At 74.5% G+C, this 21,643-nt stretch carries 23 protein-coding genes, 4 tRNA genes, 1 pseudogene and 1 riboswitch; of the genes and pseudogenes, 6 read left to right on the top strand and 22 right to left on the bottom strand.

Translation table 11 applies throughout. The annotated features are described in order from the left end of the window. Positions 1 to 86 precede the first annotated feature (86 nt). The 6 genes from ASF47_RS04745 to ASF47_RS04720 form a co-directional block, all read right to left on the bottom strand. Positions 87 to 680 carry a signal peptidase I gene (locus ASF47_RS04745; RefSeq protein WP_056862752.1) on the bottom strand — a complete coding sequence of 198 codons (594 nt, stop codon included), beginning with the start codon at positions 678 to 680 and terminating at the stop codon, positions 87 to 89. Beyond that, complete coding sequence (locus ASF47_RS04740) at positions 680 to 1,273, bottom strand: alternate-type signal peptide domain-containing protein (RefSeq protein WP_156697726.1); 594 nt, start codon at positions 1,271 to 1,273, stop codon at positions 680 to 682. The genes ASF47_RS04745 and ASF47_RS04740 overlap by 1 nt, the downstream gene beginning before the upstream one ends. A 161-nt stretch (positions 1,274 to 1,434) precedes the next feature. Then, positions 1,435 to 1,881: a hypothetical protein gene (locus ASF47_RS04735; RefSeq protein ID WP_056862750.1), complete on the bottom strand. Its 447-nt coding sequence runs from the start codon at positions 1,879 to 1,881 to the stop codon at positions 1,435 to 1,437. Further along, on the bottom strand, positions 1,878 to 2,486 hold the full coding sequence (locus ASF47_RS04730; protein WP_156697725.1) for a SipW-dependent-type signal peptide-containing protein: 609 nt from the start codon (positions 2,484 to 2,486) through the stop codon (positions 1,878 to 1,880). The genes ASF47_RS04735 and ASF47_RS04730 overlap by 4 nt, the downstream gene beginning before the upstream one ends. Then, on the bottom strand, positions 2,479 to 3,081 hold the full coding sequence (locus ASF47_RS04725) for a signal peptidase I (RefSeq protein ID WP_056862748.1): 603 nt from the start codon (positions 3,079 to 3,081) through the stop codon (positions 2,479 to 2,481). Before ASF47_RS04725 ends, ASF47_RS04730 begins: the two co-directional genes overlap by 8 nt. Before the next feature lie 4 nt (positions 3,082 to 3,085). Next, positions 3,086 to 3,619: an alternate-type signal peptide domain-containing protein gene (locus ASF47_RS04720; protein WP_056862747.1), complete on the bottom strand. Its 534-nt coding sequence runs from the start codon at positions 3,617 to 3,619 to the stop codon at positions 3,086 to 3,088. Between the two features lie 250 nt (positions 3,620 to 3,869). On the opposite strand from ASF47_RS04720, the gene ASF47_RS04715 reads away from it, so the two are divergent. Next, positions 3,870 to 4,754 (top strand): hypothetical protein, encoded by an 885-nt coding sequence (locus tag ASF47_RS04715; RefSeq protein ID WP_056862746.1) that lies wholly within the window; start codon positions 3,870 to 3,872, stop codon positions 4,752 to 4,754. A 78-nt stretch (positions 4,755 to 4,832) separates the two neighbouring features. Here the strand turns inward: ASF47_RS04715 and pdxS are convergent, their stop codons facing one another. The 5 genes from pdxS to ASF47_RS04690 are packed head-to-tail and all read right to left on the bottom strand — an operon-like array spanning position 4,833 to position 8,600. Beyond that, on the bottom strand, positions 4,833 to 5,747 hold the full coding sequence (gene pdxS / locus ASF47_RS04710) for a pyridoxal 5'-phosphate synthase lyase subunit PdxS (protein WP_056862745.1): 915 nt from the start codon (positions 5,745 to 5,747) through the stop codon (positions 4,833 to 4,835). Positions 5,748 to 5,799: 52 nt separating this feature from the next. Next, positions 5,800 to 6,408 (bottom strand): phosphatidylinositol phosphate synthase, encoded by a 609-nt coding sequence (gene pgsA, locus ASF47_RS04705; RefSeq protein WP_056862744.1) that lies wholly within the window; start codon positions 6,406 to 6,408, stop codon positions 5,800 to 5,802. A 12-nt stretch (positions 6,409 to 6,420) separates the two neighbouring features. Beyond that, positions 6,421 to 7,257, bottom strand: coding sequence for an inositol monophosphatase family protein (locus ASF47_RS04700; protein ID WP_056862743.1), 837 nt, complete (start codon positions 7,255 to 7,257; stop codon positions 6,421 to 6,423). A gap of 3 nt (positions 7,258 to 7,260) precedes the next feature. Next, complete coding sequence (locus ASF47_RS04695; RefSeq protein ID WP_056862742.1) at positions 7,261 to 7,818, bottom strand: HIT family protein; 558 nt, start codon at positions 7,816 to 7,818, stop codon at positions 7,261 to 7,263. Further along, positions 7,815 to 8,600: a TetR/AcrR family transcriptional regulator gene (locus tag ASF47_RS04690; protein WP_156697724.1), complete on the bottom strand. Its 786-nt coding sequence runs from the start codon at positions 8,598 to 8,600 to the stop codon at positions 7,815 to 7,817. Before ASF47_RS04690 ends, ASF47_RS04695 begins: the two co-directional genes overlap by 4 nt. 128 nt (positions 8,601 to 8,728) lie before the next feature. Here ASF47_RS04690 and ASF47_RS21545 point away from each other — a divergent pair, with 128 nt between their 5' ends. Continuing rightward, positions 8,729 to 8,866 carry a hypothetical protein gene (locus ASF47_RS21545; RefSeq protein WP_165699018.1) on the top strand — a complete coding sequence of 46 codons (138 nt, stop codon included), beginning with the start codon at positions 8,729 to 8,731 and terminating at the stop codon, positions 8,864 to 8,866. Between the two features lie 64 nt (positions 8,867 to 8,930). Here ASF47_RS21545 and ASF47_RS04685 read toward each other — a convergent pair whose 3' ends face one another. From ASF47_RS04685 to ASF47_RS04665, 5 genes and pseudogenes are all read right to left on the bottom strand, one after another. Next, positions 8,931 to 10,664 carry an FAD-dependent oxidoreductase gene (locus ASF47_RS04685; protein WP_056862741.1) on the bottom strand — a complete coding sequence of 578 codons (1,734 nt, stop codon included), beginning with the start codon at positions 10,662 to 10,664 and terminating at the stop codon, positions 8,931 to 8,933. A 76-nt stretch (positions 10,665 to 10,740) separates the two neighbouring features. Next, positions 10,741 to 11,778, bottom strand: coding sequence for an AurF N-oxygenase family protein (locus ASF47_RS04680; RefSeq protein WP_056862740.1), 1,038 nt, complete (start codon positions 11,776 to 11,778; stop codon positions 10,741 to 10,743). A 189-nt stretch (positions 11,779 to 11,967) separates the two neighbouring features. Further along, positions 11,968 to 13,056 (bottom strand): hypothetical protein, encoded by a 1,089-nt coding sequence (locus tag ASF47_RS04675; protein ID WP_056862739.1) that lies wholly within the window; start codon positions 13,054 to 13,056, stop codon positions 11,968 to 11,970. Between the two features lie 10 nt (positions 13,057 to 13,066). After that, positions 13,067 to 15,061, bottom strand: coding sequence for a threonine--tRNA ligase (gene thrS, locus ASF47_RS04670; protein WP_056862738.1), 1,995 nt, complete (start codon positions 15,059 to 15,061; stop codon positions 13,067 to 13,069). 204 nt (positions 15,062 to 15,265) lie between these two features. Beyond that, positions 15,266 to 16,006 (bottom strand): annotated as a pseudogene (locus ASF47_RS04665) (NADPH-dependent F420 reductase); the annotation flags it as partial. A 146-nt stretch (positions 16,007 to 16,152) separates the two neighbouring features. Continuing rightward, a riboswitch (guanidine-III (ykkC-III) riboswitch) is annotated at positions 16,153 to 16,215 on the top strand. A gap of 11 nt (positions 16,216 to 16,226) precedes the next feature. Here ASF47_RS04665 and ASF47_RS04660 point away from each other — a divergent pair. Further along, positions 16,227 to 16,541, top strand: coding sequence for a DMT family transporter (locus ASF47_RS04660; protein WP_056862736.1), 315 nt, complete (start codon positions 16,227 to 16,229; stop codon positions 16,539 to 16,541). A gap of 429 nt (positions 16,542 to 16,970) precedes the next feature. Here ASF47_RS04660 and ASF47_RS04655 read toward each other — a convergent pair. Both ASF47_RS04655 and ASF47_RS04650 read right to left on the bottom strand, forming a co-directional pair. Next, positions 16,971 to 17,045: transfer RNA gene (locus ASF47_RS04655), tRNA-Val, on the bottom strand. A gap of 88 nt (positions 17,046 to 17,133) precedes the next feature. Continuing rightward, positions 17,134 to 17,973 (bottom strand): aminotransferase class IV, encoded by an 840-nt coding sequence (locus tag ASF47_RS04650; RefSeq protein ID WP_056862735.1) that lies wholly within the window; start codon positions 17,971 to 17,973, stop codon positions 17,134 to 17,136. A gap of 194 nt (positions 17,974 to 18,167) precedes the next feature. Between ASF47_RS04650 and ASF47_RS04645 the strand changes: the two genes are divergently transcribed. The 3 genes from ASF47_RS04645 to ASF47_RS04635 all read left to right on the top strand — a co-directional run bounded on the left by ASF47_RS04645 (position 18,168) and on the right by ASF47_RS04635 (position 18,420). After that, positions 18,168 to 18,240, top strand: a tRNA-Gly gene (locus ASF47_RS04645). A gap of 33 nt (positions 18,241 to 18,273) precedes the next feature. Next, positions 18,274 to 18,344: transfer RNA gene (locus ASF47_RS04640), tRNA-Cys, on the top strand. A gap of 1 nt (position 18,345) precedes the next feature. Then, positions 18,346 to 18,420: transfer RNA gene (locus ASF47_RS04635), tRNA-Val, on the top strand. 106 nt (positions 18,421 to 18,526) lie between these two features. On the opposite strand, the gene ASF47_RS04630 is transcribed toward ASF47_RS04635, so the two are convergent. The 4 genes from ASF47_RS04630 to ASF47_RS04615 all read right to left on the bottom strand — a co-directional run bounded on the left by ASF47_RS04630 (position 18,527) and on the right by ASF47_RS04615 (position 21,620). Next, a complete protein-coding gene (locus ASF47_RS04630) occupies positions 18,527 to 18,811 on the bottom strand; it encodes a hypothetical protein (protein WP_156697723.1) in 285 nt (94 codons plus the stop codon). A gap of 111 nt (positions 18,812 to 18,922) precedes the next feature. Next, positions 18,923 to 19,255: a hypothetical protein gene (locus ASF47_RS20955; protein ID WP_156697722.1), complete on the bottom strand. Its 333-nt coding sequence runs from the start codon at positions 19,253 to 19,255 to the stop codon at positions 18,923 to 18,925. Positions 19,256 to 19,322: 67 nt separating this feature from the next. Then, the gene (locus ASF47_RS04620) at positions 19,323 to 20,381 is read right to left on the bottom strand and encodes a potassium channel family protein (protein ID WP_056862988.1); all 1,059 of its coding nucleotides are present in this window, start codon (positions 20,379 to 20,381) and stop codon (positions 19,323 to 19,325) included. 51 nt (positions 20,382 to 20,432) lie between these two features. Continuing rightward, positions 20,433 to 21,620: a YihY/virulence factor BrkB family protein gene (locus ASF47_RS04615; protein ID WP_235558627.1), complete on the bottom strand. Its 1,188-nt coding sequence runs from the start codon at positions 21,618 to 21,620 to the stop codon at positions 20,433 to 20,435. Between the last annotated feature and the right edge of the window lie 23 nt (positions 21,621 to 21,643).

Genomic DNA, 21,643 nt, shown 5'->3' with positions numbered 1-21,643 from the left:
GGTCAGGCGGTGCAGGTCAGGCGGTGCAGGTCAGGCGGTGCAGGTCAGGCGGTGCAGGTCAGGCGGTGCAGGTCAGGCGGTGCAGGTCAGGCGGTCCGCAGGTGGGTCGGGCGCGGGCGGCGACCCCGCTCGCGGGCGGCTCCGGCGAACATGGCGCCGGCGTAGGCGAGCAGCCCGCCGCCGACGACCCACACCGCGACCTGGCGCTGGTGGCCGGTGAGCAGCGCGTTGACGCGGCCGAGGTGCGGCACGGCGTACCAGACCTGGCCGCGCAGCTGCGCGGCCTCGACGGGCTCGGCGTCGGGCACCGGGTTGGCGTCGCCCTGGGTGGTGAGCAGCCGCCGGCCGGTCAGGTCGTAGGCCACGTCGACGACGCGGTGGGTCACGACCTCGGGCCGTCCGGACTCCAGCTGGAAGGTCACCGGCGTGCCCGGGCCGACGTCGTCGGCGTCGACGGGCCTCACCACGACGAGGGTCCCCGGCGGGTAGGTCGGGGCCATCGACCCGGTGAGCACCGTGTAGGGCGTCGCCCCGACCACCCGGGGCACGACGACCCCGGCCGCGACGACCGCCGCGACCGCGAGCAGCACGGTCCAGGCGGCGACCTGCCCCGCCCAGCCCAGCGCTGTGCCGCGGCTGCGGCTGCGGCTGCGGCTGCGGCTGCGGCTGCGGCTGCGCATCAGGCCGGGTTGGGGTTGTCCTGCACCAGGGACACCGTGAGCGCGTCGACCGCGGCGATGAGGTTCTGGGTGTCGTTGGCGTTCTTGGTGGTCGCGTCGCCGTACGGGAAGGAGACCGTGATGGCCGCGCTCAGCGTGTCGTTGTTGTTCGAGGGGGTCAGCTTGCCCGCGGTGAACCCGCTGGTGGTGGTGTAGGTCGCGGCGGCGGTGGCGTCGAGGGTGGACGTGCCCGGGTCGGACGACGTCTTGCGGACGGGGATCACCGCGGGGAGGGTCGGCGTCGCCGACAGGTTGTCGCCCTTGGCGAGCACCGTGAAGGTGCAGGTCTTCGTGATCTTGTCCCCCGGGACGATGGCGGTCACCACGGATCCCGCCTTGGCGTTGCCGGGGGCGTAGGTCCAGCTCGTCGCGCACGTGCCGTTGGTCAGCTTGATCTCGCCGCTGGCGAAGGACCCGGGCTGCACGACGTCGTTGTCGGTCCAGTAGGCCAGCGAGCCGGCGCCCCCGAGCAGCAGCACGGCGGCGGTGGACGCCGCGAGGGCACCCTTGGTGGTCTTGTTCATGAGGGGCTCCGGTCGGTGGGTGGCGGGCAAGACACCTCCTCAACGGACCCTCGCAGCCGGGGTCATGGCCGCCGGACGGAGATGGTCACGACGGGTCAGGGGTTCTGCCCGACCGGCGCCGCACCGGCCCGGACGGACTACTCACCGGCTTCCGTGCGGGCCAGGACGGGACCCGGGTGCGGTGGCGCGGGTCAGCCGCAGAGACTCACGACGACGAAGGTGTAGGTGCGGGTGGTCGAGGGCACCGAGGACCAGGTCACCGACGGGTAGGCGACGTGGGCCCGCACCCAGGCCGTGCCCCCGTTGAGCAGGCCCGCCAGGTCCACCGAGGTGCCGGTCGTGGTCACCGACCCGGCTCCGCCGTCGTAGGACACCGTGTAGCTGGTCGCACCCGCCACCGCGGACCAGGTGAACCGCACGCTGCCGAGGCCCAGACCGGTGCAGGTGAACGTGGCCGGCGCCGGCACGGTGGCTGCGCCCAGGGTGGTGCCGATGACGCCGACGGTGTCGGTCCAGGGGGCGGCCTGCGCCGGCGCCGGGTGCAGGCAGGCGGCGAGCGCCAGCGCCGCCAGCGTGGCGTGCGCCGCGGCGCGGGCCCGGCCGTGCGGGCGTGGACCGCCCCGGTGCCGCGGGGTCACGACAGGTCCGAGGAGGCCGTGAAGGTGAGGGTCACCGCCGTCGTGGCGCCCTGCAGGCCGCTGGCCGCCGTGCCGGGCAGGGTCAGCTGCACGCAGACCTTCTCCGTGGTGGCGGGGGCCAGGGTGCGACCGGTCCCGACCAGCGCCCCGCCCAGCGTGGAGCCCGCGCCGGCCAGGGCGGTGCCGGCGCAGGTGGTGGCCGGGGCGCTGCCCGAGACCACGGTGTCGCCGGTCACCGTGACCGCCAGCGCCGCGGCCAGGCCCTTGCCGTCGGCGTTGGTCGCGGTCGACGTGGCGGTCCAGCGCAGCGGGGCGGTGCCCGCGTTGCGCACGGTGAGCACCGCCGCGACGCTGCCCCCGGGCACCATCGCCCCCACCGACAGCGAGGTGTAGCCGGTCACGGCGTTGCTGCCGTCGACGGTCAGGTCGATGCTCCCCGCGGTGACGGTGGCGCCGCTGACCGGCACCTCGTCGGTCCACGCCGCCCACGTGCCGGTGGTCGCGACGCAGGCCACGACCGCGAGACCGAGCGCCGCCCGCACCCGCAGCGACCGCAGCGGCCGGGGCACCCCGCCGCGGGCGGGGGTCGCGCGGTGGCTAGGCATCGGCGCGCTCGCGGGGGTGCTCGACCGAGGCCCGGTGCCGCCCCGGTGCGACGGGGGTGCGCCGCGACGACGCGGCGCGGTGCTCCCGCACCGCCCGGGCGTACGCCGAGGCGGCGTAGGACAGCAGCAGGCCGGCCAGGACGAGGCCGGCCAGCCGCCGCTGCTCCCCGTTGAGCAGCCGCCCGACGTGGCCGAGGTGCGGCACGGCGTACCAGAGCCGTCCGCGCACCTGCTCGGGCCGCACGGCGACGGGGTCGGCGACGTCGTTGGCGTCGCCCCGGGTGGTGAAGCGCAGCTCGCCCGCCCCGTCGACCCCGACGGCCACGATGCGGTGGGTGACGACGGCGGGCTCGTCGCTGCGCAGCTGGTAGGTGACGACGTCGCCGGTGCGCAGCGCGCCGGTCTCGGCCGGCTGCACCACGACCAGGGTGCCCGGCGGCAGCCCGGGCCGCATCGAGCCGGTGAGCACGGTGTAGGCCGAGCCGCCCGCGAGACGCGGCACGACCAGCCCCACGGTCAGCGCTGCGAGCGCGAGCAGCGTCGCCGCCCAGGCCGCGACCCGGGCGACGCAACGGACCCACGTCAGGACGCGCACGGCCTCAGCCGGAGTGGTCCTGGGTCGCGGTGACCGTGATGTCCTCGAGCGTCGCCTGCAGCCCGGCGGTCGGCACGTTGCTGGCGTTGTCGGACCCCAGCGGGAAGGACACCGTCACCACCGCGGTGACGACGTCACCGTCCTGCACCGCCACCCCGCCGGCCTCCGGGTCGACGGGGACGCCGCCGACGGTGTAGGCGGTGGAGACCACGAGGTCGTCGACCAGCGCGTTGGTCTCGGTCACGACGGGGTCGGAGGTCTCGAAGGTCGCCGACAGGTGCTCACCCGCGGCGTCGAGGGTGAAGGTGCAGCGGTGGCTGAGCTCGTCGCCCGGCACGATCAGCTGGGTCGTGAACGCAGCGCCCCCGTCGAGCTCCCACGGATCGCAGACCGGGTCGGTGAGGTCGAGGTAGCCGCTCGTGGAGCCGGTGCCGGGGAGGTCCTCGGCATCGGTCCACACCGCGAGCGTGCCGGCGCCCCCGAGCAGCAGCACGACGCCTGCGCCCGCGGCGAGTGATCCCTTGACGATGGTGCGCACGTCGACGCCCTCCTGGCTCCGGCAGCGCCCTGGCGGCAGCCGGCTCCCCGTGCCCATCGGTCGGCGCGGCGCCCGTCGGAGGCTTCCCGCGCGTCGATGACCCGTCCGTCCACCCGGTCCACCCGGTCGGGGCCGGGCATGGCCCGGACGGGCCCGCCCGTCGGTGCGCGGTGCGGGTCGTGGCATGGCCCGGACGGGCCCGCCCGTCCCTGCGCCGCCGGGGGCGTACGCCGCGTGGCAGGCTGACGCCATGACCCGGGCCAGCGTCGTCGTCGCGGCGCTGCTCCTCGCCCCCGTCCTCGGGCTCGGCGCCTGCACCGACCCCGGCGCTCCGCGCCGGGCCGCCTCCCTCCCGGCGGACCCGTCGGTCGCCACCGCCCCCGAAGACACCGACGCATCCACCGCCGGGTCCGACGCCGGGTCCACCGCCGGGTCCGACGCCGGGTCCACCGCCGGGTCCGACGCCGGGTCCGCCGCGGGCGACGCGACGGCGGGCCCCGGTGCGCCCGGCGGCGGCACGGCCGCGGAGTCGGCGTACCTGGCGTGGCTGGGGGCGCTCGCGGCGCGCGACGCCGCCGGGGCCTGCGCGCGGCAGGCGCCCGAGCTGACGATCGAGCTGCGCAGCAGGGCGATCCTGCTGGGTCGTGCCGGCCTCGGCGACCCCTGCACCGGCTTCGTCGGCGTGCTGTGGGACGAGCCGACCGAGACCCTCGCAACCGACGTCGCCGGTCTCGAGGTCACCTCGGCCACCGCGGAGCGGACCGTGCTGGCGGTCGACCTGCCCGGCCGCGACCAGACGGTGACGATGACCTACGACGACGCGCGGTGGCGGGTGCTCGCCACCGTGGCCCGCGGCGGCGGGGCCGTCGACGACGCCGTCACCGCGCGGTGGGTCGCGGCGTGGTGCGACCTCGACGTCGGGTCGCCGTCGGGCGTCGTGGTGGACCTCATGGGCGAGCCGTCGGGCCGCTACACCGTCGCCGACGGCGGCGAGCCGCAGCTCTACTGGGCGGCCGCGCCCTACGACTTCCGCGCCTACCTCGACACCACGGGCCGGGTGCTCGACCTGGTCGGCGACTACGACGCCCTCACGGCCCGTGACCGGGCGCGGCTGCCCTGCCCCGAGCTGCGCTGAGCCCTGCGGTGACCGGCGGCCGAGCCGACGCCGGGCCGCACGACCCGCCGCCCCGTCAGGGCGCGGCGGGCCCGGACGTCACCAGCCGCGCTCGGCCAGGCGGTGCGGCTGCGGGATCTCGTCGACGTTGAGGCCGACCATCGCCTCGCCCAGGCCGCGCGAGACCTTGGCGACCACGTCGGGGTCGTCGTAGAAGGTCGTGGCCTTGACGATGGCCTCGGCGCGCTGCTGGGGGTTGCCGGACTTGAAGATGCCCGAGCCCACGAAGACGCCCTCGGCGCCGAGCTGCATCATCATCGCGGCGTCGGCCGGGGTGGCGATGCCGCCGGCGGTGAAGAGCACCACGGGCAGCGAGCCGCGCTCGGCGACCTCCTTGACCAGGTCGTAGGGCGCCTGGAGCTCCTTGGCGGCGACGTAGAGCTCGTCGGGCAGCAGCGAGGAGAGCCGGCGGATCTCGCCACCGATGGTGCGCATGTGCATGACGGCGTTGGAGACATCGCCCGTGCCGGCCTCGCCCTTGGAGCGGATCATGGCCGCGCCCTCGGCGATGCGGCGCAGGGCCTCGCCCAGGTTGGTGGCGCCGCAGACGAAGGGGGCGGTGAACTGCCACTTGTCGATGTGGTTGGCGTAGTCGGCCGGGGTCAGCACCTCGGACTCGTCGATGTAGTCGACCCCGAGGCTCTGCAGCACCTGCGCCTCGGCGAAGTGGCCGATGCGGGCCTTGGCCATGACGGGGATCGAGACGGTCTCGATGATCGAGTCGATCATGTCGGGGTCGCTCATCCGGCTCACGCCGCCCTGGGCGCGGATGTCGGCGGGCACCCGCTCGAGCGCCATGACGGCCACGGCGCCGGCGTCCTCGGCGATCTTCGCCTGCTCGGCGGTGACGACGTCCATGATCACGCCGCCCTTGAGCATGTCGGCCATGCCGCGCTTGACGCGGGTGGTGCCGGTGCCGGTGGTCTCGGACGGGGTGCCAGCGGTGTCAGCCATGGGTCGAATTCTACGGCCGTTTACCTGCCCGACCCATTCGACGAGAGGGTCCTCACACCTCGGCGAGCGCCTGCTGGCGCACGACCCAGATCCGCTGCACCACGGTGACCGTGCTGGCCACGGCGAGGGCCCACAGCACGACGTGCAGCAGGATCGGGGCGTCGAAGATCGCGCTCAGCCCGGTCATCACCAGGATGGCCACGAGACGGTCGGCGCGCTCGGCGATGCCGACCTTCGCGGTGAAGCCGAGGCCCTCGGCCTTGGCGCGGGCGTAGGAGGTCACCGCCCCCATGAGGAGGCAGACCAGGCACAGCACGAGGTAGAGCGTGCTGTCGCCCGGGCCCGCGAAGTAGAGCGAGAGCCCAATAAAGATGGCGCCGTCGCCGATGCGGTCGAGCGTGGAGTCGAGGAAGGCGCCGAACTTGCTGCTCTTGCCCTGCGACCGGGCCATGTAGCCGTCGATGAGGTCGCTGAAGACGAAGGCGGTCGCCACCAGCACACCGGTGAGCAGCATACCCTGGGGGAAGAAGACGAGGGCGCCGGCGCTGAGCCCGAGGGTGCCGACGAGGGTCACCACGTCGGCGCTCACCCCGAGGCGGATCAGGATGTGGGCGACGGGGGCGATGACCTTCGTCCAGAAGGCGCGGAAACGTTCCATCATGGCGGGAGCAGGCTAGCGGCCCGGCGCCGCGGCGCCGGCACCCGCCTCGGCCAGGCGCTCGCAGACCTCGGCCACCGCGCTCGGAGCGCCGGCGACGTACCAGCGCCGGCCCGCGGCCTCGACGAGGCGCGCGACGCCCCCGACCCCGCGCAGGAGCGCCTCGCCGGGCAGCCGGTCCCAGTCGGGCACCGAGTGCTGCACGACCACGTCGACGACGCCGCTAGCGGCCAGCGCGGCGTCCATCGACCCCGACCCGAGCATCCGCACCGTCGCCGCGGGCGCCAGGGCGTGGCCCCAGGCCAGGCCGGCCGGGGTCGCATGGCTCGGGGGGTGGCGGTAGGTCGCCACGCAGGCCTGGTCGAGGGTGCGGTCGACCACCGGGTCGAGCGCCACGCCGTCGCGGGTGCTCGGCAGGGCCGGGCCGCCGACCCAGGTCGTGTCGTCGTGGGGGTGGTGCACCGCCCCCAGCAGGGCGGCGTCGAGGCGCGAGGGGTCGCCCTCGACCAGGGCCAGGGCCGAGCACCACCCGGTGAGACCGCGCACGAAGTTGTAGGTGCCGTCGACGGGGTCGACCACCCAGGTGCGGCCGCTGCGCGAGACCCGCTCGGCGCCCTCCTCCCCCAGCACGCCGTCGTCGGGGCGCAGCGCGGCGAGCCGCTCGAGCACCAGCCGCTCCGCGGCGTGGTCGGCCGCGGTGACGACGTCGGAGACCGACGTCTTGCGGGTCGTGTCGAGGGCTCCGGCGCCGCGCATGCGCAGCGCCAGGCGCCCCGCGTCGCGCACGAGCGCGACGGCCAGCTCTACGTCGGCGGGGTCGGGACGCCGGTCGCGCGGCGCGGGAGGGGCCACGGCTCAGGAGGGCCAGGCGTCGGTGAGCAGCGCGCGGGTCTGGCCGAGCAGCTCGGGCAGGGTCTTGGTGCGCCCGATGATCGGCATGAAGTTCTGGTCGCCGGGCCAGCGCGGCACGACGTGCTGGTGCAGGTGGGCCGCGATGCCGGCCCCGGCGATCTCGCCCTGGTTCATGCCGATGTTGAAGCCGCCCGCCCCGGAGACCGAGCGCACCACGCGCATGGCGGTGCGGGTCAGGTCGGCGATCTCCGCGGCCTCCTCGTCGGTGGTCTCGGTGTAGTCGGCGATGTGGCGGTAGGGACACACCATGAGGTGGCCCGGCGCGTAGGGGTAGAGGTTGAGCAGCACGAAGCTCAGCCGGCCGCGGTGCACCACGAGACTGTCCTCGTCGGGCAGCGAGGGGATCCGGCAGAAGGGGCACTCCCCCGACGTCGCGTCGGCCGGCTTGTTCTCCCCGCGGATGTAGGCCATCCGGTGGGGTGTCCATAGCCGGTCGAGGCCGTCGGGCTCGCCGATGCCGTCCTGCACCAGGACCGCCTCGCCCTCGGCTCCGCCGTTCACCGGGGGCCCTCGACCCGGGCGGGCGGGAGGTCGACGAGGTCGCTGGTCTCGACCCTCGCCGCCGCGTCGACGGCGGCGGAGGCCTGCTCGAGCAGCTGCTCGATGGGCTGGTCGGAGCGCAGCTCCAGCCCCAGGCTCCGGGCGTGGCCCTGGAGGATGAACCACACCGAGTCGGTCGTCAGCGCGACCAGCAGCGGGGCGGGCGGGGTCTGCTCGGGCTTGGCCATCCAGCGGCGCACGGCGCCGAAGACCGCCCCCACCAGGCCGAAGACGAGCGGGTCGAGGGCGGCGCGCTCGTCCTCGCTGACCTCGAGGTCGAGCAGGTCGACCGCGGTGGTGATCACCTCGACCACCTGGGCGGCGATCCGCTCGATGCCCTGCTGGAGCGGGCCGGAGCCGTCGAGGGAGGTGTCCTGCTCGGCCACGTGGTGCAGCGCGGGGTGGGTGGTGGCCCAGTCGACGTAGGTGCGCACGACGCGGCCGACGATCTCGGGGATGGTGCCGTCGAGGGTGACGGCGGGCAGCAGCTCGGCGGCCAGCCCCTCGACGATCGCGGTCTGCACGGCCCGGTCGAGGTCGGCGCGGTCGGCGAAGTGGCGGTAGATGACGGTGCGGCTGAGGCCGGCCTGCTCGGCGTACTGCTGCACGTGGACCTCGGCGCCGGGCTCACCGGCCTCGATCACCGCGAGGGCGGCGTCGATGATCTGCTGGCGCCGCTCCTGGTTGTGGCGGTCCCAGCGCGCCTGGCGCCCGTCGGGGCGGCCGCGCTCGGTCGACGCCATCCCCACCCCGTCCTGTGCGCCCGTCGGCGCGTCGCTGTCGCTGTCGCTGTGCTGACAACCCTAACCCGTGGCACCGGCGTACTGTCGATCGCACGGGGCCATCCAGGCCCTCCACCAGAGGAACCGCCATGAGCGACAAGTCCCCGCGCCAAGCCCTGTCGAAGAAGTCCGGGAAGTCCCTCAAGGAGAAGCGCGGAGCCAAGCGCGACAAGGCGGCCGACGCCGCGACGAGCGGGGTGGAGAAGCTCACCGACCGCAAGCGCTGAGCCCAGCGCCGACCGCGCGCCCGGGTTCGGCCGGGCTCGGTCGGGCTCGGCCGGGCTCGCGCGCTCAGGCCCTGCCCGCGGTCCGTACGCCGAGCAGGGTCCTCCGGCGCGGCCGGGCGTCCGCCGCCTGCGCCGCGATCCGGTGCATCTCCGCGACGTCGACGACCTTGGTCCGGGGGCGCCCCGCGGCGGCACCGCGGCGGCGCTCCTCGGCGTCGATCGCGCGCCACCCGGCGAGGTCGACCACCGCGACACCGCGCTCCCGCAGCACCCGGGCCAGGTCGTCCCGGTGCGACCGCGGCCCCCCGACGGACCCGTCGGACGCCGCGACGAGGCCGGCGTCGAGGTCGTCGAGCAGGGTCGACACCGTCTCCTGGGCGTCGGCCTTGTTGGTGCCGATGAAGCCGCTGGGGCCGCGCTTGGCCCAGCCGGCGACGTAGACGCCGGGGACGACCCGTCCGGCGGTGTGCGGCACGGTGCCGGTGGCGGCGTCGTGGGGCAGGCCGTCGACGGGCTCGCCGTGGTAGCCCACCGAGCGCAGCACCAGCCCGACGGGCAGCACCTCGGTCTCGCCGGTGGACCGCGCGCGCAGCACCCCGGCGGCGTCGGCGACCAGCTCGTTGCGCACCAGCTCGATCCCGCCCACCCGCCCGTCGGGCCCGGCGAGCAGCCGCGTCGGCGAGGTGAGGAAGCGCAGCACGATCGTGCGCAGCGCCGGGTCGGGGGTGCGGGAGGCGAGCTCGGCGAGCACCTGGCGGCGCAGGTCGCCCTCGACCCCTGGTGCGTCGCCCTGGCTCAGGGCCGCACCCCGGATGTCGACCACGACGTTGACGCCGCGCAGCGCGGCCAGGCCGACCAGCTCGGGCAGGGTGAAGGCCGCCTGGTCGGGGCCGCGGCGCCCGAGCACGACCACCTCGCGCACCCCGCTGCCGGCGAGCACCGCCCACGGCACCCGGGCGAGGTCGGTGCCGGCCAGCTCGTCGGGATCGGCGGTCAGCACCCGGGCGACGTCGAGGGCGACGTTGCCGTTGCCCACCACCACAGCGCGCTCGTGGCCGAGGTCGACCGCGAGGTCCTGCTTGTCGGGGTGGCCGTTGTACCAGCCGACGAGGTCGGTGGCCGACAGCGATCCGGGCAGGTCCTCCCCCGGCACGCCCAGCGCGTTGTCGCTGGCCGCGCCGACGGCGTAGACGACGGCGTCGTAGTGCGCCACCAGCTCGGCGTGGGTGACCGCGGCCCCCGGGCCCTCACCGACCTCCACGCCCAGCAGGTACCGGAAACCGGGCTCGGCCTCGATGGCGGCGAAGAGGGTGGTGGCCCGCTTGGTGTGCTGGTGGTCGGGCGCGACGCCGGCGCGCACGAGGCCGTAGGGGGTGGGCAGCCGGTCGAGCACGTCGACGCGCGTCTCCGGGTGGCGCAGCAGCTCGTCGGCGACGTAGAGCCCCGCGGGCCCCGCGCCGACGACGGCCACGCGCACCGGCCGCGGCCGCTTCATCCGGCGCTGCTCGGCCACCACCGCCAGGGGCGTGCGGTCGGCGTGGGGGAAGACGTCGAAGTAGGCGGCGTTGATGTCGAGGAACGGCAGCTCCGCCTCGCTCAGCCTGGTGTGCGGCTTGATCGCGTCGACGGGGCACGCCGTCGCGCACGCCCCGCAGTCGACGCAGGAGTCGGCGTCGACGTAGAGCATCTCGGCCGTCGCGAAGCCGGGCTCGCCCGGGGCGGGGTGGATGCAGTTGACCGGGCAGGCCACGACGCACGAGGCGTCGCTGCAGCACGACTGGGTGACGACGTAGGGCACGGGAGGGGTCCGCTCGGTCGGGTGCCGGCCGGGGTCGGCCGGGGTCGGCTGGGCTGGGGCGGGGCTCGGTGGCGGCTCAGGCGGCGGCCGAGGCGACCTCGCTGCGGAAGCGGCTGGGGCGGCCGTCGATCCCCATCCAGCGCCAGACCAGGCGCGAGACGCGGTTCATCATCCCGGTCTCCTCGGCGAGCATGCGCACGTCGCCGAAGAGGTCGCGCAGGAACTTCCGCGACTCGGGCTCGCGCCAGTAGAGGTCCTTGACCACCTGGCGCGGGATGCCGAGGTCGCGCTGCATCCGGCGACTGGGCACGAGGATCTCGTCGCACAGCACCCGCATCACGACCGGCACCAGCACCGACAGCACCGCGCGCTGGCGGCGGGTGAGCTTGGGCGCCTGGTGCTCGAGGTACTGGTGGGCGAAGCCGATGTGGCGGGCCTCCTCGGCGACGTGGATCTGCATGATCCGCTGGAGCAGCGGGTGCATGTCGTCGCCCGCGCGCAGCACCGACTTCTGCACGTGGTCGATCGGCTCCTCGCCGGCGAGCACGCCGTAGAAGAAGCCGAACGGCACCCAGCGCGCGGCCAGCGGCAGGAAGGGGCCGGCCATCCGGAAGAGCAGGCGCCCGCCGGGGACGTCCTGGCCCGAGCGGTTGACGAACTCCTGGAACATCTGGGTGTGGTGGCACTCCTCGGTCGCCTCGTGGGTGGAGTAGCGGAACTCCGCCGAGCGGTTCGGGAGGTTGAAGGCGAAGTTCATCAGGCCGCTGATGAGGATCTGCTCGAACTGCAGGCCGACCTTGCAGATGTTGGCCTGGCGGTAGATGCCGACGCGGATCTGCTCCTCCAGCGGCAGCGAGCGGTACCAGTCGGTGCCACCGAGCACGTCGACGCGGGGCAGGACCCAGCGCGGGTCGTCGAGACGGATGGCGTGGTCGGGGTCGTCCCAGGAGATGTCGAGGAAGGCGTCGAAGTGCTGGTGCACCGAGGCCTCGGAGAGCGTGCGGAGCCGGTGCTCGTAGGCCTGCGTGCGCTCGGCGCGCGCCGCCGCGTCGTCGGCGGAGGCCGTCGCACGGGCGGGGGCGGCGGTGTCGTGGAGCGTGGGGGTCGCGGTCATCTCGCACCTCGTCGTGGCGTCGTCGTCGTGGCCGGAGCCCCGCTGCTGCGGGGCTCGTGCGGCAGTCCCACGGACGTTAGTGCGACACCATGTCGGTGTAAATAGTGAGCGCGACACCACGTCACACTTACCCGTCGGTAACCACCGGAGGGGTGAGGGCGCCACGTCGTCGCGTCGGGCGCCGGCGCGTCAGTAGCGGTGGAACCAGCGACCCAGGTCGAGGTGCACGTCGCCGCAGGTGACGTTCTGGTCGCGGGAGGCCTCCACCCACTGGCCCATCACCGGCTCACCGCCCTGGATCACCCAGTCGTCGCCGCAGCGCGAGGCGGCCTCGGCGCGCGAGGTCTGGCCGGCGGCGCGCCACTCGGGCAGGCCGAGCTCCAGGGGGCCGACGACCTGCTCCCACAGCAGCGGGGTGGAGTACACCCCGATCCGGTAGCCGGCGTCGGTGTAGCCGCGGGCGACGCCCTGCACCACCGCGGCGTTGGCGGTGGGGTCGCTGCTCCACTCGAAGTCGGGCACCGGCTCGACGTCGATCCAGACCACCGGGGTCTCCAGGCCGGCGGCGCGCATCGACGCGACGTTGTAGCGCGCCTGCTGGTAGCCGGTGTTGGCCAGCCGCCCCAGCCGCGAGCCGGCCGGGTAGGGGCCGTCGGCGCCGTGGGTCCCCTGCTCGGCGGCGCTGGGGAAGGACGACACGGCGTAGGCCGAGACCAGCAGGTCGCGCTCGCGCGACTCGGCCACCTGGTCGGCCAGGCACGGGTTGGCCACGAAGCCGGGGCCGTTGGTCAGCCCGATCACGACGTAGCGCGCCTCCGGCAGCGGCGGGGGCAGCCCCAGCGTGCGCTTCTCGGGGATGCCGAGGCCCCGGGGGCACTGCGGCCAGCTGATGTCGCCGCCGAGCACCGGCCCGTCGAAGGCCGGGATGCGGCCCTCCTGCGCCCGGGCCTCACCCTCGGCGAGCGCCGCGAGGTCCTCGAGGTCCTGCGGGTCGGGCGCGTCGGGGTCGACGCGGCCGCCGGCGGCGCCGGGGTCCTGCGGCGAGGCCGAGCGCGGCGGCTCCACCAGCGGTGGCTCGCCCGCGGCCACGCGTTGCTCGGCCTGCTCGCGCGGTGCGACGTCGCCGCCCGAGCCACCGGCCCCGCCCGCGCAGGCGCTCAACGCCAGGAGCGCGGCCAGCGCCGTGGGCGCCGCGGCCGACCGGACGGCCGTGCGGCCCGACGTACGCCGGCCCCGGGCGGCCCGCTCCCCCACGACCCGGCCCCAGACGCGCGCCACGACGCCCGCCTCAGACCTGCTCGCGCGACTCCACGGCGGCCGCGACGCGCGCGATCGCCTCCTCGAGGGGCACGCCGTTGTCCTGGCGGCCGTCGCGGTAGCGGAAGGAGACGGCGTCCGCGGCGAGGTCGTCGTCGCCGGCGATCATCATGAACGGCACCTTCTGCAGCTGGGCGTTGCGGATCTTCTTCTGCATCCGGTCGTCGGAGTCGTCGACCTCGACGCGCAGGCCCTGGGTGCGCATGCGGCGGGCCACGTCGTGCAGGTAGTCGGCGTGGCGCTCCGCGATGGGGATGGCCTGCACCTGCACGGGGGCCAGCCACGGGGGGAAGGCGCCGGCGTAGTGCTCGACGAGCACGCCGAGGAAGCGCTCGATGGAGCCGAACTTCGCGGAGTGGATCATCACCGGCTGCTGGCGCGAGCCGTCGGGGGCGACGTAGGTGAGGTTGAAGCGGTCGGGCGAGGGCTGGTTGAAGTCGTACTGCACCGTGCCCATCTGCCAGGTGCGGCCGATGGCGTCCTTGGCCTGCACCGAGACCTTGGGGCCGTAGAACGCGGCGCCGCCCGGGTCGGGCACGAGCTCGAGGCCCGACACGGTGGCGACCTGCTCGAGCACGGCGGTGGCCGCGGCCCAGTCCTCGTCGGAGCCGACGAACTTGTCGGGCTTCGAGTCGTCGCGCGTCGACAGCTCGAGGTAGAAGTCGTCGAGGCCGAAGTCGCGCAGCACGCTGAGCATGAAGTCGAGCAGGTGCTTGACCTCGCCCGGCGCCTGCTCGGGGGTGCAGTAGGAGTGGGAGTCGTCCTGGGCGAAGCCGCGCACGCGGGTCAGGCCGTGCACGACGCCGGACTTCTCGTGGCGGTAGACCGAGCCGAACTCGAAGAGCCGCAGCGGCAGCTCGCGGTAGGAGCGCTGGCGGGCGTCGAAGATCAGGTTGTGCATCGGGCAGTTCATCGCCTTGAGGCGGTAGTCCATGCCGTCGACGTCGAGCGCGGGGAACATGCCCTCGCCGTAGTAGGGCAGGTGGCCCGAGGTGTGGAAGAGCCCCTCCTTGGCGATGTGGGGGGTGCCGACGTACTCGAAGCCCTCCTCGATGTGGCGCAGGCGGACGTAGTCCTCCATCTCGCGCTTGATCACGCCGCCGCGCGGGTGGAAGACGGGCAGGCCCGAGCCGATCTCGTCGGGGAACGAGAAGAGGTCGAGCTCGCGGCCGAGCTTGCGGTGGTCGCGGCGCTCGGCCTCCTCGAGGCGGTGCAGGTGCTCCTCGAGGGCCTCCTTGGTCTCCCAGGCGGTGCCGTAGATGCGCTGGAGCTGCTTGTTCTTCTCGTCGCCGCGCCAGTAGGCGGCCGCCGAGCGCATCAGCTTGAAGGCGGGGATGCGCTTGGTGGTCGGCAGGTGCGGGCCGCGGCACAGGTCCGACCACGCCACGTCGCCGTTGCGGCGCACGTTGTCGTAGATCGTCAGCTCGCCGGCGCCGACCTCGACGCTGGCGCCCTCGGCGGCGTCGTCGCTGCGCCCGGAGCCCTTGAGCCCGATCAGCTCGATCTTGTAGGGCTCCTTGGCCAGCTCGCTGATCGCGTCGGCGTCGGTGGTGACGCGGCGGTCGAAGCGCTGGCCCTCCTTCACGATCTTGCGCATCGCGGTCTCGATCTTGGCGAGGTCCTCGGGCACGAAGGGGGTCTCGACGTCGAAGTCGTAGTAGAAGCCGTCGGTGACCGGCGGGCCGATGCCGAGCTTGGCCTCGGGGAAGAGCTGCTGCACGGCCTGGGCCATGACGTGCGCGGTGGAGTGGCGCAGGATGTCGCGGCCGTCGGCGGAGTCGATGGCCACGCCCTCGACCTCGTCGCCCTCGCTCAGCGGGTGGGAGAGGTCCTTGAGCTCGCCCCCGACCCGGGCGGCGATGACCGAGGTGTCGTCGGTGAACAGCTCCCAGGCCTTGGTGCCCGCAGTGACCTCCCGCACCTCACGCTCACCGGCGTGGACGAGGGCGATCTTGAGGTCGGGCACGGGGGTCTCCTGACGGTGGGGCGGCGCCACCGGCCACGGGCCGGCGGGCGGCTCGGACGAGCCGGGTCAAGGGTAACGACAGCGCGGCCCGCACGGCTCCCGGGTTTGTCCGGGGCCGTGCGGGCCGCGCTCGTCGTACGCCGCCTCCGCCCGCGCACCGGCCGGCGTCGGGGCGTGGCGGGTGGCGCGCGTAGTGCGGGAGGGTCAGTCCATGTCGCGGTAGCGCTTCGCCGCGTCGAGCTGCTGGACGAGGAACGCCTCGTCGACGCGGCGACCGCCCTCGGGGTCGAAGCCGCGCTCGCCGGCGTAGAGATCGGCGTAGGCCGCGGTGTCGCGCTGGAAGCGCCACCCCTCGCTGAGCGGGCCGGCGTCGTGGGCGTCGTAGCCGAGGCTGTCGAGCACCTCGGTCACCGCCCGCTTGGCCGCGGCGTCGTCGCCGGCGATGGCCAGCACGCTGCGCTCGGGGTCGCCCGAGGGGCGGGCGAGGCGCAGCAGGTGCTCGAAGTAGATGTTGTTGAAGGTCTTCACGACCTGCGACTCCGGCAGGTGGGCCTGGAGCATCTCGGCGGTCGTGGTCGACTCGTCGTCGAGCTCGGCGATGTGGCCGTCGCGCTCGGGGTAGTAGTTGTTGGTGTCGATGACGACCTTGCCGCGCAGCGGCTCGACCGGCACCTCGCGGTAGTTCTTGAGCGGGATGGTCACGACGACGACGTCGCCGGCCTCCGCCGCCTCGGTCGCGGTCGCCGCGCGGGCGTGCTCGCCCAGCTCGGCCACGAGGTCGGAGAGCGTCTCCGGCCCGCGGCTGTTGCTGACGACGACGTCGTGTCCGGCACGCACCGCGAGTCGCGCGACGGTGCTGCCGATGTTGCCTGCTCCGATGAGTCCGATGGTGGTCATGCTGGCTCCAACCCCGCCCGCCCGGCGCTGATTCCGTGGCCGTCGCCACGCCGATGCCGTGCCGACGCGGTGCCGACGCTCTGCCGACGCGTGGACGGACGCGTGGACGGGGGCGTGGGCGGGTCAGTGGGCGGGGACGTCGGCGGGCGCGGGGGCGGACCGCCTTGGGCCAGCGACGCGGGCGTGCCACGATGGCCGCGCCAGACCGGCACCCGGACGAGGCGCGTCGTACCCGGCCAGCGACAAGACGATGCCCAAGGAGCTCCCCATGTCCTGGATCGTCCTCGTCGTCTCCGGTGTCCTGGAGGCCGTGTGGGCCACCGCCCTCGACCGCAGCGAGGGGTTCACCCGCCTCGGCCCCGCGGCCGTCTTCCTCGTGGCCGCCGCCGCCAGCATGGCCGGCCTCTCCTGGGCCCTGCGCGAGCTGCCCGTCGGCACCGCCTACGCCGTGTGGGTCGGCATCGGCGCCGCCACCACCGCCGGCTGGGCCATGGCCACCGGCGCCGAGCCGGTCTCCGTCGTGCGCGTGCTGCTCCTGCTCGGCATCGTCGGCTGCGTCGCCGGTCTCAAGCTCACCCACTGAGGTCGGTGGCCGGCCCCGCGGGTTTCGCCAGCCGGCTGGCGAAACCCGCACCTGTCGGCCCACGCACGGGGCGACAAGTGCGGGTCCGGGCCGACCGGTGCGACGCGTGGGGCTGGTGGGACCGCACCCGGGCGACCCGGACGCGGCCCGTCCCGGCGGTCGACCCGCGCGACCGCCCGCGGCGGACGTCCTCCCCCGCCCGGAGCACGTCGCGCCGTCGACAGGACGCACGCACCGGGGACGCCGGGGCGTAACCGCTTGCGCGGCGCCTCGTTGGACCCGTGCCGGTGACCGGGGGGACTCACCAGCGGCCGGAGCGGCGGGACACACCTCGCCGCTCCGGCCCACGCGGCGCCGGACGGGCCTGACCGCGAGAGGTCCAGGAACGCCGCGAGGCCGGCCCCGTGGGGACCGGCCTCGTGCGTGATCTGGTGGGCGATACTGGGTTCGAACCAGTGACCTCTTCGGTGTGAACGAAGCGCGCTACCACTGCGCCAATCGCCCGCGGTGATGCGGCGGAAACGATAACCCATCCCGCGCCGACCCACACATCGGGGCCCATGCGGGCCCGCCCCTGGGGCCTTGCGACCGCTCAGTCGCCCGGTGTGCGGGCCGCCTCGAGCATGCTCGTCTCGCGCTCGCCCCAGGCCTTCTGCGCCGCGCGGGTCACCGGCCCCGGGGCGGGCAGGGCGACGTCGTCCCAGCGCACGACCGGCTGCACGTCGCGGGTGGTCGACACGAGGAACACCTCACTGGCCCCGCGCACGACGTCGATCGGCTCGTCCACCTCCCGCCCGCCGAACCACTCCAGCACCAGCGCGCGTGTGACCCCGGCGAGGCAGCCGCTGCCCAGCGTCGGGGTGCGCAGCTCGCCGTCGACGACGTAGAAGACGTTGGAGCCCGTGCCCTCGCACAGGTGGCCGGCCAGGTTGGCCACCACGGCCTCGTCGGCGCCGCGCCGGTGCGCCTCGGCGAGGGCCACCACGTTCTCGGCGTACGACGTGGTCTTCAGCCCGGCCAGCGCGCCGCGCTCGTTGCGCGGCCACGGCACGGTCGCCACGGCCACCTGCGCGGCCGCCGGCGGCATCGGCGCCGCCACGACGACGACGGTGGGCGCCGCGTCGCCGCGACCCGACCCCAGCGGGGCCGGTCCCCCGGTGACGGTGATGCGCAGGCGACCCAGCGCGAGGTGCTCCTCGGCCAGGACCGCCGCGACGCCCCGGCGCACCAGGTCGAGGTCGACCGGCGGCAGCCCGAGGCCGGCGGCGCTCGTGCGCAGGCGCTCGAGGTGGCGCGTCAGCGCGAAGGGACGCCCGTCGACGACCTTGACCGCCTCGAAGACCCCGTCGCCCACGGTGAGGCCGTGGTCGGTGACCCCGACGGCGGGGGCGGTGGGGTCGGGCAGGAGGTGACCGTCGATCCAGGCGCGCATGGCCGCCACTCTAGGAGGGCGCGGGCACCCCGCGACACGGGCCGACGAGGGGCCGGTGAGGGGCCGGCGGGGGCTCCCGGGGCCCCGTGACGACCGCCGGACATGCCCCCGCAACACGCCCGACACCCGGATTTGGCACGCCTCAGGCGTTGGGTTACTGTTTCACCGCACGCCGACGGGAACGTCGGAAGCAAGCGGACATAGCTCAGTTGGTAGAGCGCAACCTTGCCAAGGTTGAGGTCGCGAGTTCGAGTCTCGTTGTCCGCTCGGAGAGGTCTCTCTCTTGGTTTGACCTCCAGCGGTGGAGTGGCCGAGAGGCGAGGCAACGGACTGCAAATCCGTCTACACGGGTTCAAATCCCGTCTCCACCTCGGGCGATTGGCGCAGCGGTAGCGCGCTTCCTTGACACGGAAGAGGTCACTGGTTCAAACCCAGTATCGCCCACCACAGCACAGCAGCAGATCAGGCCCCGTTTCCCGCCAGGGAGACGGGGCCTTCGTCATGCCCCCGGGGTCCTCGGACCGGCGCGGCCCGCGAGGACGCGCGACGCCGCTCACCGGGTCGCTGCGTCGAGCCAGAACGGCAGGAACGCGCCGACGACGGCCAGCAGGAGGCCCAGGGCCCGCCATCCCCGTCTTTGACGGACCCAGCCGAGCAGGAGCAGCCCGCCGGCCACGGGCAGCACGAGGCCGAGCAGCGCCCACCGGTTGTCGGCCAGGACCACGACGGTCAGCTGGAGCACCGTGAGCAGCCCGCAGACGACGGCGGCGGAGGTGACGCGCAGCGTGCCGGAGGGACTGACCAGCCACACGCGACGGCAGGCCTCCACGAGGGGCACACGCGGCGCGGGCAGGGACGACGGCTCGGGAGGCGCGGGCAGACTGCAGCCTGGCAGACGGCGGCGACACCACGCAGGGGGCCCGGCACGCCACGGAGGGGCCCGGCAGCCTCAGCGGGGGCTGAGCAGGCGCGCGGGCACCCACTGCTGCACCAGCACCCACACCCCGGGCGCCCGGCGCTCGGGGCGTACGACGAGCCCCTCCCAGCCGGCCGCGCCGCGCCGCCACTCCACGAGCATCCCGGGCCGGGTGACACCGTCGACGTCGACGGCTCCGGAGACCCAGCAGTGGCGCACGGGGCAGTCCTCGACTCCCCCGGCCGTGCCGTGCAGCGCCGAGACGCCCAGCGAGGGCTGGCTCGGGCCGCCGGAGGACCCGGGCGGACGTCGGCCGGGGCGTCCCGGGGGCGCCTCGCCCCGCCGTTGCCGCGCTCCGCTGCTCACCACCCCATCGTCCCACACGATCGAACACCTGTTCGACGCACGGGAGGGTCGGGTGGCCGGGGACGGGTCAGTCCTCGGTGGCGAACTCCTCGTTGTGGGTGCCGGGGCGCGGCGCCCACGGCAGCTCCTTGGCCGGACGCACCACCACGAGCCGGTCGCCGCGGGCCAGCCGGGTCACCACCGGGTCGAAGTAGCGGTAGACCTTCTCGTCGCGCACGACGGCGATGACCTGGTCGGGCAGCGACTGCGGCTGCTTGCCGACCTCGTTGACCAGCAGGTCGCGCTCGGCGACCTCGAGGCCGTCGCCGTAGGTCAGCAGGTCCTCCATCACCGAGCCGAGCGTCGGCGACATCGACGACAGGCCCAGCAGGCGGCCCACGGCGTCGGAGGAGGTGATGACGGAGTCGGCGCCCGACTGCTTCATCAGCGGTGCGTTCTCCTGCTCGCGCACGGCCGCGACGATCCAGGCGTCGGGGTTGAGCTGGCGCACGGTGAGGGTGGCCAGCACGTTGGAGTCGTCGCGGTCGGTGGTGATGATGACCTGCTCGGCGGTGGCGCAGCCGGCGCGGCGCAGCACCTCGCGACGCGTGGCGTCCCCGGTGACGACCGCGAGCCCGTCGGCGTGGGCGTCCTGGAGCGCCGCGGGGCTGGGGTCGACCACCACCACGCTCTCGCGGTCGAGGCCGTTGTTGATCAGCGTGTCGACCGCGCTGCGGCCCTTGGTGCCGTAACCGATGACGACGACGTGCTTGAGCATGCGCTTCCTCCACCGGGAGACCCGGAACAGCTCGCGGCCCTGCGAGGCGAGGACCTCGAGGGTGGTGCCGATCAGCAGCACCAGGAAGGCGATGCGGGCCGGGGTGATGACGAACGCGTTGACCATGCGCGCGGTCTCCGAGACCGGCGCGATGTCGCCGTAGCCGGTCGTGCTGAGGGTGACGGTCGTGTAGTAGATCGCGTCCTTGAAGTCGACGGCGTAGTTCGACCCGGGGTCGTTGCCGTCGCGGTAGCCCTCGCGGTCGAAGTAGACCAGCAGCACCGTGCCGACCAGGATCGCGGTGGCCAGCAGCAGGCGTCGCCCCAGCTCCCACAGCGGGCTGCGCTGGCGGTCGGGCAGCGAGATCATCCCGCGCTTGCCGCCCGCGGTGGGCTCGGGTACGTCGGGCACGCGCCGAATCTAGTCGACCCGGCCCGCGCCGCCGCCGACCCGCCCCGGCTCGGGGACCGCGGACCCGCGCCGCACCGCACGCAGCGGCTGGGTGGGAGGCGGCTCGTGGCCGGTCGGCGGCGCCGGGGGCGCTGCCGAGGGGCGTGCCGCGGGTGCTGCCGCGGGTGGCACCGGACCGACGTCAGGACGGGTGGCCGGGTCGGTGGCGGGGCGTGCGTCCGGCTCCCCGTCGTCGGCGCGCTCGCGGGTCAGCCGCTGGCGCAGGCGGGCGACCAGCTCGGTGCGGGCCCGGGAGGTGGTCGACTGGGGGAATACGGTGTCGAAGGCGGCGTTGACGGCGGCCCCGATGAGCACGGCGATGGCGACGAGGTAGAGCCACAGCAGCACCGCGATCGGTGCGGCGAGCGGGCCGTAGATCGAGCGGGAGTCCGACGCCGTGACGGTCAGCACCCACCGCAGGGCGTAGGACCCGGCGATCCAGGCCACGAGGGAGAAGACGGCGCCGGGCAGGTTGAAGCTCCAGTTGGTCCGCACGGGCACCGAGACGTGGTAGAGCGTGGCCAGGAAGCAGATGCACAGCACCAGCACCAGCGGCCAGTAGAAGTGCATGAGCACCTCGGCGCGCTCGGGCAGCCAGCGACCGACCAGGCTCGGCCCGGCGACGACCAGCGGGAGCGAGACGACGCCGGTGATCATGGCCAGGACGTAGAGCACGAAGGACAGTGCGCGGGTCTTGACGATCCCGCGGTGGCCGCCCAGGCCGTGCATGATCGTGATGGTGTCGACGAAGACGTTGAGCGCCCGCGAGCCCGACCAGAGCGCGAGCACGAAGCCCAGCGAGACCACGTCGAAGCGGCCGCCGCGCAGGACGTCGTCGATGGTGGGCTCGATGACGTCGCGCACTGCGCCCTCGGTCAGCGCGCGCGAGGAGACCTCGAGGATGGCCGCGCGCACGTCGGCGACCTGGGCGGCGGAGAACTGCTCGGAGACGTAGCCGATCGCCCCCGCCAGGGCGAAGACCAGGGGCGGCACGGAGACGACGGCGAAGAACGCCGCCTCGGCGGCCAGGCCGGTCACCCGGAAGCGCAGGCAGGCGCCCACGGTGGCGACCACCAGCCGCCACAGCGTCTCGGCCGCGCGCCGCCCCCACGCGAGGAGCGGCGACCCCTCGGCGGACTGGGGGGTGGGGGTGGCCATGGTCGGTACGGTATCGCCCGCCG

The organism is Nocardioides sp. Leaf285, from assembly GCF_001422955.1.
Classification (GTDB): Bacteria; Actinomycetota; Actinomycetes; order Propionibacteriales; family Nocardioidaceae; genus Nocardioides; species Nocardioides kribbensis.
This window is presented reverse-complemented; position numbering and strand designations above follow the sequence as displayed.